The following is an 11,248-nucleotide window of genomic DNA, read 5'->3' on the forward strand; positions in this document are numbered from 1 at the left end:
TCGTCGTCGACGGGCTCCGCAGAGCCCTACCGCAGTATGCCGACCGACTCGTCGCGCCCGACAGCGAATTTCGTCGGGCGCGACACCACCGTCAACTCTTTCGTTCACCGTTCTCGTCGAGCAGACCACGCCGCGCCTGCGAGGCGAGCTTGCGCTCGGCCGCGCTGACCCGGTCGTTCGTCTCGAGCCGCACGTCGGTGCCACGCCCGGTCGGCTGCATGTCGACACCCGCCGAGATCTGCGGCTCCCACTCGAACGTCACGTCGCCGATGGTCACCGGGCAGCCCGGTTGGGCGCCCTGCTTGACCAGCTCCGCCTCGACACCGAGGCGCGCCAACCGGTCGGCCAGGTAGCCGACGGCCTCGTCGTTGTTGAAGTCGGTCTGGCGAATCCAGCGTTCCGGCCGGGTACCGCGCACGATGAAACCACCGGGTTCCTGCGGATCGGCGATGACGCTGAACCCGGTCTCGTCGATCGCGATCGGGCGGATGACCGGGCGCTTGGCGGCGGCCTTCGGATGGTCTTCGCGGTATCGGCGGACCATGTCGGCCAGCGCGAAGGTCAGCGGACGCAGACCCGCGCGGCTCACGGCCGAGATCTCGAACACCGGCCAGCCGCGGGCGGTGAACTCGGGGGTCACCATCTCGGCGAGCTCTTGGCCGTCGGGGACGTCGGTCTTGTTGAGGATGACCACGCGCGGGCGATCGGCCAGGTCGCCCAGGCCTTCGTCACCGGAGAGCGCGGGCTTGTACGCGGCGAGCTCCGCCTCGAGCGCGTCCACATCCGAGACCGGGTCACGACCCGGTTCGAGGGTCGCGCAGTCGACGACGTGCGCCAGCACCGCGCATCGCTCCAGATGCCGCAGGAAGTCGAGACCGAGGCCACGACCCTGACTCGCACCGGGAATCAGCCCGGGGACGTCGGCGACGGTGAACGTGGTGTCACCGGACTGCACCACACCGAGGTTCGGCACGAGCGTGGTGAACGGGTAGTCGGCGATCTTCGGCTTCGCGGCCGAGAGCACCGAGACCAGCGAGGACTTACCGGCAGAGGGGAACCCGACCAGGCCGACATCGGCGACCGACTTCAGCTCGAGAACGAGATCGAGTTCTTCGCCCTCCTCGCCGAGCAGCGCGAAACCGGGCGCCTTGCGCGCCTTGGACGCCAGCGAGGCGTTACCGAGTCCACCGCGACCGCCGCGGGCGATGATGAACCGGTTGCCGACACCCACCAGGTCGACGACGACCTTGCCGTCGGTGTCGACGACCACGGTGCCGTCGGGCACCTGCAGCACCAGGTCGCCGCCCTGCTTGCCGTCGCGGTTGCCACCCTCGCCCGGCTTGCCGTTGCCCGCCTTGGCGTGGGGGTGGAAGTGGAAATCGAGCAGGGTGTGCACGTTGGCGTCGACCTCGAGGATCACGTCGCCACCGTTGCCGCCGTTGCCCCCGTCGGGACCGCCGAGCGGCTTGAACTTCTCACGATGCACCGAGGCGCAACCGTGTCCACCTCTACCGGCACGAACATGCAGCACGACGCGGTCGATGAATTTGGACATGGGTTGATCCTCCTCCTTCTGACTGGTCGTTTGCGGTAAGGATGGACGAACACGACAGAGCGGGTCAGGAAAACCCTGACCCGCTCTGGTGTCCGTGGGGAGCGAATGCTCCAGGCGGTCAGGCCTGGACCGGCTCCGGGACAACGATGTTGACGGTCTTGCGGCCACGCTTGGTGCCGAACTCGACCGCGCCCGCCGCGAGGGCGAACAGGGTGTCGTCGCCACCACGGCCGACGTTCACGCCGGGGTGGAAGTGGGTTCCGCGCTGACGGACGAGGATCTCGCCCGCGCTGACCTTCTGGCCGCCGAAACGCTTCACGCCGAGGCGCTGGGCGTTCGAATCACGACCGTTCCGGGAGCTGGATGCACCCTTCTTATGTGCCATTGCTTCGTCTCCTCGGGTGTCTTACTTGATGCCGGTGACCTTGATGACCGTCAGCGGCTGACGGTGACCCTGGCGCTTGTGGTAGCCGGTCTTGTTCTTGAACTTGTGGATCCGGATCTTCGGGCCCTTGGTCTGATCGACGACCTCGGCGGCCACGGAGATCTTGGCCAGCTTGTCGGCGTCGGTGGTCAGGTCGGCGCCGTCGACCACGAGAACCGGGGTCAGGGCCACGGCGTCGCCGGGCTTGCCCTCGATCTTCTCGACCTTCACCAGGTCACCGACCGCGACCTTGTACTGCTTTCCGCCGGTCTTGACGATTGCGTACGCTGCCATCGGTCGGCTTCCTCCACTCACGTTGGTCCTGCACATGTCCACGCCGCAGCTGCGACGCGTATTCCTGGGCTCATCCCCGCACGAGCGGGGGAAGAACGTTAGCTGCCTGTCTGCGGTATCACCCGGCCGTCCGGCCGGATGCCCAATCGCTGGGCAGCGACCGACCTAGGTTACCAGAACGGTATGCCCTCCCCCAATTCGGCCGGTCAGGGCCGAATCGGGGGTAGCGGGTCAGTTCGATTCCGGGGCAGGCGCGCCCGCCGGACGCGCCACCGCACGTCGGCGCGGCTTGCGCTGCGGGACGACGACGGGTTCGGCGTCGAAGTCCACCACAGCGGCGGAGGGCTGCTCGTTCGGCGAGACGACGAACACCGCGCCCGCGCTGTCGGCGGCGGGCGCCGCCGTGGAACGGGCGACACGACGCCTGCGTGGCGCCCGCGCGGCGGGCTCCTCGGCCACCGGTGCCACCGGTTCCTCGGCGACCACGGGCTCCTCGACGGGTTCCTCGGCGAGCGAGGACGATTCGACGGGTTCGACCGTCGGCGCCTCGTCGGCCGGGGCCGGGGTGACGACGACCTCCTCGATCACCTCGTCCTCGGCCGGGACCACGCCGGTGAGCGCCGGGCTGTCGATGGCGGTCTCGGTCTGCGCGGCGGCGCGGCTCGACCGCCGCGACCGGGAGCGCGACCGCGACCTGGCCGGTTCCGGAGCGGGCTGCTCGGCCTCGGTCTCGGTCGCGACGACCTCGACGTCCTCGTCATCGTGGTGGGCGGCCATCGCCAGCGCGACCGGGTGGGCGCGTTTGACGGCGATGTCCTCCTCCTCGTGCTCGGCGACCGGCGCGGTGCCGTTGGTGGAGGCGGCCGCCTGCGGCTTGGCCTCACGGTCCTTGTCCTTGCCGCGCCGACGCCGCGAGCCGCTCTCCTTGCCGCGCGGTTCCTCGATGCCCGACCCGGAGTCGACCGGGTAGGAGTGCACCAGGATGCCGCGGCCGTGGCAGTGCTCACAGGTGGTGGAGAAGGCCTCGACCAGGCCGGTGCCCAGCTTCTTGCGTGTCATCTGGACCAGGCCGAGCGAGGTGACTTCCGACACCTGGTGGCGGGTGCGGTCGCGGCCGAGCGCCTCGGTGAGGCGGCGCAGCACCAGATCGCGGTTGGACTCGAGCACCATGTCGATGAAGTCGACGACGATCATGCCGCCGATGTCGCGCAGCCGCATCTGGCGCACGATCTCCTCGGCCGCCTCCAGGTTGTTCTTGGTGACGGTCTCCTCGAGGTTCGAGGAACCGGAACCGGTGAACTTGCCGGTGTTGACGTCGACGACGGTCATCGCCTCGGTGCGGTCGATCACCAAGGTGCCGCCCGAGGGCAGCCACACCTTGCGATCCAGCGCCTTGGCCAGCTGCTCGTCGATGCGGTAGGCGTCGAATACGTCGACACCGTTGTTCTCGTGGCGGTTCACCCGCGGGAGCAGGTCCGGGGCCACGGTGCGCACGTAGTTCTCGACGGTGCTCCACGCGCGGTCACCCTCGATGACCAGCTTGGCGAAGTCCTCGTTGAACAGGTCGCGGATGACCTTGACCAGCATGTCCGGCTCTTCGTAGAGAGCCTTGGGCGCATCCTTGGCTGCGTTCTTCGAGGCCTCTTCGATGGTGCGCCAGGTGGCCTGCAGCCGCTCGACATCGCGGGCCAGCTCGGGCTCGCTCACGCCTTCGGACGCGGTGCGGATGATGACGCCCGCGTCGGCGGGGACGATCTCGCGCAGGATCTCCTTGAGCCGCTTGCGCTCGGTGTCGGGCAGCTTGCGGCTGATGCCGGTGGAGGTGCCGCCCGGCACGTACACCAGGAAGCGACCCGCGAGCGAGATCTGGGTGGTCAGGCGGGCACCCTTGTGGCCGACCGGGTCCTTGGACACCTGGACCAGCACGGTGTCGCCCGGCTTGAGCGCCTGCTCGATCTTGCGTTCCTTGCCGCCGAGACCGGCGGCCTCCCAGTTCACCTCACCGGCGTAGAGCACACCGTTGCGACCGCGACCGATGTCGATGAACGCGGCCTCCATGCTCGGCAGCACGTTCTGCACCTTGCCCAGGTACACGTTGCCGACCATCGACGCCTGACCGGAACTGGTCACGAAGTGCTCGACGAGGATGTTGTCCTCGAGCACCGCGACCTGCGTGGTGGTCTGGTGACCCGGGGCGTGCTCGGCCGGGTCGAAGGCCTTCTCGCGCACGACCATCACCCGGTCGACGGCCTCGCGACGGGCGAGGAACTCCGATTCGGTGAGGATCGGCGGACGACGACGGCCCGCGTCGCGGCCGTCGCGACGACGCTGACGCTTGGCCTCCAGGCGAGTGGAACCGGAGATGCCCTGCACCTCGTCGGAGGCACCGGCCCTGGCCCGGCTCTTGTTGCGCGGTTCGCGCTCGTGCACGACCGTGTTCGGCGGGTCGTCCTCGGCGGCGGCATCGGTGTCGGAGTCCCCGCCGACCTTGCGACGACGGCGCCGCCGACGCCGACGGCTCGCGCCCTCGGGCTGCGTGTCGTCGTCCTCGTCGCTGTCGTCGGACTGCTCGGCCTCGGCGGGCTGCTCGGCGGCGGGCTCGTCCTCGGTGTCGTGCTCGTCGGTGTCGTTGTCCTCGCCGTCGGCGGACTGCTCGCCGCGACCGCGACCGCGACCGCGACGCCCACGGCGGCGGCGACGCGGCTGCCCGTCGGCGTCGTTGTCGTTGTCGTTGTCCGTGTCGGCGTCACCGGTCTGATCGGTGGTCTCGGTGTCGTCGAGAGCCTCGGCCTCCTCGGCGGGCTCTTCGACCTTCTTGGGTGCGCGTTCGGCACGGCGACGCTTGCGCGCCTCCTCGGCGGCGCTCGCGTCGGGCGGCAGGAACAGCGGCATCCCGACCTCGGGCGCCTCGAAGACGACCGGTTCGGGCGCCGGTTCCTCGGCGACCCGGTGGGTGAACAGACCGGTGTGCGCGTCGTCGGCCGTCGGGGGGAACACCTCGTCGGTGCGCGCGACCTGGGGCGCGGAGAACAGGGTGGCGGTCGGGTCGGCCGGCTGCTCGGCGACGGGTGCGGTGGTTTTCTTCTTGGCCCTGGTGGTCCGGGCGGGTGCCGGGGGTTCGCTGGTCTCGGCGTCGGCGGCGGCGATCGCGTCGCGCACGGTCTCGGCGACCGCCCGATCGACATTGGATTGCACGCTGCGCGCCTCGGCGCCCAGTTCGGCCAGTTTGGCCAGGATGCGCTTGCTGGTCACTCCCAGTCGCTTGGCCAGTGCATGAACTCGAATTCGCTCCGGCAATTGATCGGCATCCTGTTGTGTTGTGTCCAGCGGCTCTTGTTCGGCCACGAAGTCTCCTCGGGCCCCCGGGCGCGTCCATCCCCGGTACGGGAGTGACGCGGCCGACGCGGGGGCATCGTCCGTGCACCTCGTACCCGATGGTACGAGGGTCATCTGGTCTCGCCCCGCGTATCCGGTCGCGCCTGGAATCGATCATCTGGCGGGCCAACCGGTCACGCGGCGCCTGGCTGTACGGCGTGACGCCGCGCGCTGAGGCGCTCATCCAGCGTGCCCGGCAACCCCAGCAACAGGGTTGTCCATGGCAGCGATGATCGGCATCCAACCGCGGTGTCATCCGGTCATGTCCGTCGCCGCTGCCGCGTACCTGCGCGTCAGGCTGTCACCGACCACCCTGGTGGGGCTGCGATGACATCGGTATCGAACACATCCGTCTTCAGTATCCCATATGGTTCGCGCGGCGATCGCCATCGGCGCAACTCGCGCGCGGAACCGTCACTCGAGCCCGTCGCGTCCGAACCGGACGCGACGAGCGAGGACAGCACTGTCAAGCAGGGAATTCGGGGAACCAGAGCGCGATCTCACGCTTGGCGGACTCGGGCGAGTCGGAACCGTGAACGAGGTTGTACTGAGTCTCGAGACCGAAGTCGCCGCGGATGGTGCCGGGAACGGCCTTCTCGACCGGGTCGGTGCCACCGGCGAGCTGACGGAACGCCGCGATCGCGCGCGGGCCCTCGAGCACGGCCGCGACGACCGGGCCGGAGGTGATGAATTCGATCAGCGAACCGAAGAAGGGCCGCTCGGCGTGTTCGGCGTAGTGCTCGCCCGCCAGTTCGGCGGACACGTTCTTCAGCTCCAGCGCCTTGATGGTGAGGCCCTTGCGCTCGATGCGCGCCAGGACCTCGCCGACGAGGCCACGGGAGACACCGTCCGGCTTGATGAGTACCAACGTCTGCTCAGTCACGCGCTAACCCTAGCGTCGGGTCGGCGTCTACGCCGAACGACCCCGTTCAGGACTGGGTGCGCCGCATCCGCTGGCTCGGCAACAACCCGGCGTCCATGCGCCGCTGCACGTCGGCGCGCAGCAGCAGGATGAACGCCCACACCGCCGCGAACACCAGCCCGATGATCCCGATCGACAGGTGGATGAACGTGCCCGCCAGCACCAGGACCTGCAGCCCGAGGTTGAACGGGATGGCCCACGGCTTCCGCTGCACTCCGGCGCCGAGGATCATCAGCAGCGCCAGGACCACCAGATAGGTACCCGAGAACCAGGTCACCCCGCCGCCGACCGAACCGACGACCGGCAGTGCCAGCAACACCACGATCGCCTCGAGGATCAGCGTCCCGGCCATCACCCCGCGAAACCCTTTCCAGGGGTCGGTAGCGGGCGGGGGTACCGCACTCATGCCGGACCCTTTCCGAACAGGGCGCGGGCGGCGCCCGCGGTGACCACCGAGCCGGTGACGACCACGCCCGCGCCGGAGATCACGTCGCCGTCGTCGCCTGCCTGTTCGGCCAGGGCGATCGCCGATTCCAGGGCGTCGGGCAGGGTGTCGGCGGTGATCACGCGCTCGTCGCCGAACCGCTGGACGGCCAGGTCGGCGAGGGTGTCGACATCCATGGCGCGCGGCGACCCGTTGCTGGTGACGACGATCTCGTCGAATACCGGTTCCAGGGCGTCGAGGATGCCCGCCGCGTCCTTGTCCCCGAGTACCGCCACGACGCCGACCAGCTTGCGGAAGTCGAACTCGCCGGTGAGCGTGTTCGCCAGCGCCCGCGCGCCCGCCGGGTTGTGGGCCGCGTCGATGAAGATGGTCGGCGCGTTGCGCATCCGTTCCATCCGGCCGGGGCTGGTGACGGCCGCGAATCCGGCGCGCACGGCCTCGATGTCGAGCTGCCGTTCGGCGCCCGCGCCGAAGAACGCCTCGACGGCGGCCAGCGCGAGCGCGGCGTTGCGGGCCTGGTGCTCGCCGTGCAGCGGCAGGAAGATCTCGTCGTAGACGCCGCCGAGCCCCTGCAGGGTCAGCAGTTGTCCGCCGATCGCGACGGCGCGTTCCAGCAGCCGGAATTCCGCGCCTTCGCGCGCGACCGCCGCGTCGGCCTCCACAGCGCGGCGCAGCAGCACGTCCATCACCTCGGGCGCTTGTTCGGCGATCACCGCGACGGTGTCGACCGGAACGAGGGACTCCTTGGCCCGCTTGATGATTCCCGCCTTTTCCTTGGCGATCGACTCGAGGTCGGGGCCGAGGTACTCGGTGTGATCCAGGCCGATCGGGGTGATCACGGCGACCTGGCCGTCGATCACGTTGGTGGCGTCCCAGGTTCCGCCCATGCCGGTCTCGACGACGGCCACGTCGACCGGCGCCTCGGCGAACGCGGCGTAGGCCATGCCGGTGAGCACCTCGAACTTGCTCATCGCCGGACCGCCCGCCTCGGCGGAACGCTGGTCGATCATGTCGATGTAGGGCGCGAGCTCGTGGTAGGTCTCCACGTAGCGGGCGGGGCTGATCGGCGCGTTGTCGATGCTGATCCGCTCGGTCGCCAACTGCAGGTGCGGGCTGGTGATCCGGCCGGTGCGCCGGTGCAGGGCGGTGAGCAGGGCGTCGATCATCCTGGTCACCGAGGTCTTGCCGTTGGTGCCCGCGATGTGGATGGCCGGGTAGTTGTGCTGTGGGTTGCCCAGCAGATCCATCAGCGTGCTGATGCGAGTGAGCGACGGCTCGATCTTGGTTTCGGGCCAGCGCTTGTCGAGTTCGGCTTCCACCAGCGCCATCTCGGCCAGCTCGACCGGCGACGGACCCGTACCGAGCTGGGCCGGGGTGTAGTCGTCGCCGCCGAAGCCGGTGTCGTCGGGGCCGAGATCGCCGTCGTCGGAGCTCACTTGGCGCTCAGCTCCGCCAGGCGCGCACTGATCCGGGCGACCTCGGCGGTGGCCACCTCGCGGCGACCGGTGATCTTGTCGACCACCTGCTGCGGCGCCTTGGCCAGGAACGCCTCGTTGGCCAGCTTGGCGGTGGTCTGGTCGAGGTCTTTCTGGGCGACCGCGAGATCCTTTTCCAGCCTGCGTCGTTCGGCGTCGAGGTCGATGGCGCCGGAGGTGTCGAGCTGGACGGTCACCGTGCCGGTGGACAGGCGGACCTCCACCTCGGCGGTGGTCGCGAAATCGTCACCCGGTTCGGTGAGGCGGGCCAGGTTCGCCACCGACGACGCGAAACCGGCGAGTCCGGCCTCCTCGATGCCGACCAGTGTGGCCTTCACCTTCTGCTTGTCGGCCAGGCCCTGGTCGCCACGGAAGCGGCGGATCTCGGTGATGAGTCGCTGCACGTCGGCGACCCGCTGTGCGGCCCGCGCGTCGGCGGCGACTCCGGTGGCCTGCGGCCACGGCGCGACCACCACCGACGCACCACCGGTGAGCGCCTTCCACAGCGTCTCGGTGACGAAGGGGATCACCGGGTGCAGCAGGCGCAGCACCGCGTCGAGGACGGTGCCGAGGACCACCGAGGTGCTCTCGGCGCGCGCGTCGGACTCGGCGAACTGCACCTTCGACAGCTCCAGGTACCAGTCGCACAGTTCGTCCCAGGCGAAGTGGTACAGCGCCTCGCAGGCCTTGCCGAATTCGTAGGCGTCGAACGCCGCGTCGACATCGGCGCGGACCTGGTCGAGCCGGTCGATGATCCAGCGGTCGGCGTCGGTGAGCGTCTCGCGCGGGGGCAGTTCGCCGGTGCGCGCGCCGTTCATCAGGGCGAACTTGGTGGCGTTGAACAGCTTGGTGACGAAACTGCGCGAGGCGAGCGCGTGCGCGTCGCCGACCGACAGGTCGCCGCCGGGCTGGGCGCCTCGTGCCAGGGTGAAGCGCAGCGCGTCGGCGCCGTAGGAGTTGATCCAGTCCAGCGGGTCGATGCCGTTGCCCCGCGATTTCGACATCTTCTTGCCGTGCTGATCGCGGATGAGGCCGTGCAGGAAGACGTCTTCGAACGGGACCTGCTTCTGTCCGCCCTTGCCCGCCGTCAGCACCGGGTCGTCGCTGACGTACATGCCGAACATCATCATCCGAGCCACCCAGAAGAACAGGATGTCGTAACCGGTGACGAGCACGCTGGTCGGATAGAACTTCGCCAGCTCGGGGGTCGCGTCGGGCCAACCCATGGTGGAGAACGGCCACAGGCCCGAGGAGAACCAGGTGTCGAGCACGTCGGGGTCCTGCACCCAGCCCTCGGGCGCCTGCTCGTCCGGGCCGAGGCACACGACCTCACCCTCGGGGCCGTACCAGATCGGGATGCGGTGGCCCCACCACAGCTGACGCGAGATGCACCAGTCGTGCATGTTGTCGACCCACTCGAACCAGCGCGGTTCCTGGCCGGCCGGGTGGATCTTCACGTCGCCGTCGCGCACCGCGTCACCGGCGGCCTCGGCGAGGGTGTCGACCTTGACCCACCACTGCATCGACAGGCGCGGCTCGATCGGCTCGCCGGAGCGCTCCGAGTGGCCGACCTGATGCTTGTAGGGGAACTTGCGCCCGACGATGCGCCCCTCGGCCTCGAGGCGTTCACGGATCTTCACCCGCGCCTCGAACCGGTCCATCCCGTCGAATTCGGTTCCGGTGTCGGCGATCCGGCCCGCCTTGTCCATGATCGTCGGCATCGGCAGGCCGTGGCGCAGGCCGAGTTCGAAGTCGTTGGGGTCGTGGGCCGGGGTGATCTTCACCGCGCCGGATCCGAACTCCGGGTCGACGTAGTCGTCGGCCACGATCGGGATCTGCCGACCGGTGATCGGGTGGTACAGCGTGGTGCCGATCAGTGCCTTGTACCGCTCGTCGTCCGGGTGGACGGCAACGGCGGTGTCGCCGAGCATCGTCTCCACGCGGGTGGTGGCCACCACGACGTGCGGTTCGTCGTCGTTCAGGGAGCCGAAGCGCATGCTCACGAGCTCGCCGTCGACCTCCTTGTGGTCGACCTCGAGATCGGAGATGCCGGTCTGCAGCACGGGCGACCAGTTCACCAGGCGCTCGGCGCGGTAGATCAGGCCCGCGTCGTAGAGCCGTTTGAAGATGGTCTGCACGGCGCGCGAGAGCCCGTCGTCCATGGTGAACCGGTCGCGACTCCAGTCGACACCGTCACCAAGGCGGCGCATCTGCCCCTGGATCTGGCCGCCCGACTCACGCTTCCAGTCCCACACCTTGTCGATGAACAGCTCGCGACCGAAGTCCTCTTTGGTCTTGCCGTCGACGGCGAGCTGCTTCTCCACCACGGTCTGGGTCGCGATACCCGCGTGGTCCATGCCCGGCAGCCACAGCACCTCGTACCCCTGCATCCGCTTGCGGCGGGTGAGCAGGTCCATGAGGGTGTGGTCGAGCGCGTGACCCATGTGCAGGGTCCCGGTGACGTTCGGCGGCGGCAGCACGATGGAGTACGAAGGCTTGCCCGAGGTGGCATCGGCGGTGAAGTACCCGGCGGCTACCCAGCCCTCGTACAGCTCGGCCTCTACCTCACTGGGATTCCAGCTCTTGGGCAGGGCATCGGCACGATTACGCGAGTTGTCTGGGGCTGCGCTGGTCACGCCCCAATCCTAAGGCCAACAGACAACCGCCTTTCCCCCGCCTCACCACCGCAACCCAGCCCAGCCGCACCTTCACGGCATTCCCAGCCACCCGGCACCACCAAAGTTCGCCATGACCACAT

At 69.0% G+C, this 11,248-nt stretch carries 8 protein-coding genes; all 8 read right to left on the bottom strand.

Translation table 11 applies throughout. The features are described from left to right. Window positions 1–91 precede the first annotated feature (91 nt). Window positions 92–1,555 (bottom strand): GTPase ObgE, encoded by a 1,464-nt coding sequence (obgE, locus tag NC7_RS17130; protein WP_067984262.1) that lies wholly within the window; start codon window positions 1,553–1,555, stop codon window positions 92–94. 118 nt (window positions 1,556–1,673) lie between these two features. Beyond that, window positions 1,674–1,940 (bottom strand): 50S ribosomal protein L27, encoded by a 267-nt coding sequence (rpmA, locus tag NC7_RS17135; RefSeq protein ID WP_067486232.1) that lies wholly within the window; start codon window positions 1,938–1,940, stop codon window positions 1,674–1,676. A 21-nt stretch (window positions 1,941–1,961) separates the two neighbouring features. Then, window positions 1,962–2,273, bottom strand: coding sequence for a 50S ribosomal protein L21 (gene rplU, locus NC7_RS17140; RefSeq protein ID WP_067486230.1), 312 nt, complete (start codon window positions 2,271–2,273; stop codon window positions 1,962–1,964). A 231-nt stretch (window positions 2,274–2,504) separates the two neighbouring features. Then, window positions 2,505–5,618 (bottom strand): translation initiation factor IF-2 N-terminal domain-containing protein, encoded by a 3,114-nt coding sequence (locus NC7_RS17145; protein ID WP_067984264.1) that lies wholly within the window; start codon window positions 5,616–5,618, stop codon window positions 2,505–2,507. Between the two features lie 496 nt (window positions 5,619–6,114). Continuing rightward, complete coding sequence (ndk, locus tag NC7_RS17150; RefSeq protein ID WP_067486226.1) at window positions 6,115–6,531, bottom strand: nucleoside-diphosphate kinase; 417 nt, start codon at window positions 6,529–6,531, stop codon at window positions 6,115–6,117. 46 nt (window positions 6,532–6,577) lie between these two features. Continuing rightward, window positions 6,578–6,976: a DUF4233 domain-containing protein gene (locus NC7_RS17155; protein WP_067984266.1), complete on the bottom strand. Its 399-nt coding sequence runs from the start codon at window positions 6,974–6,976 to the stop codon at window positions 6,578–6,580. Next, on the bottom strand, window positions 6,973–8,343 hold the full coding sequence (folC, locus tag NC7_RS17160) for a bifunctional tetrahydrofolate synthase/dihydrofolate synthase (RefSeq protein ID WP_157102049.1): 1,371 nt from the start codon (window positions 8,341–8,343) through the stop codon (window positions 6,973–6,975). The genes NC7_RS17155 and folC overlap by 4 nt, the downstream gene beginning before the upstream one ends. A gap of 104 nt (window positions 8,344–8,447) precedes the next feature. After that, window positions 8,448–11,126 (bottom strand): valine--tRNA ligase, encoded by a 2,679-nt coding sequence (locus NC7_RS17165; protein ID WP_067984271.1) that lies wholly within the window; start codon window positions 11,124–11,126, stop codon window positions 8,448–8,450. Between the last annotated feature and the right edge of the window lie 122 nt (window positions 11,127–11,248).

Source organism: Nocardia caishijiensis NBRC 108228, from assembly GCF_001612825.1.
Classification (GTDB): Bacteria; Actinomycetota; Actinomycetes; order Mycobacteriales; family Mycobacteriaceae; genus Nocardia; species Nocardia caishijiensis.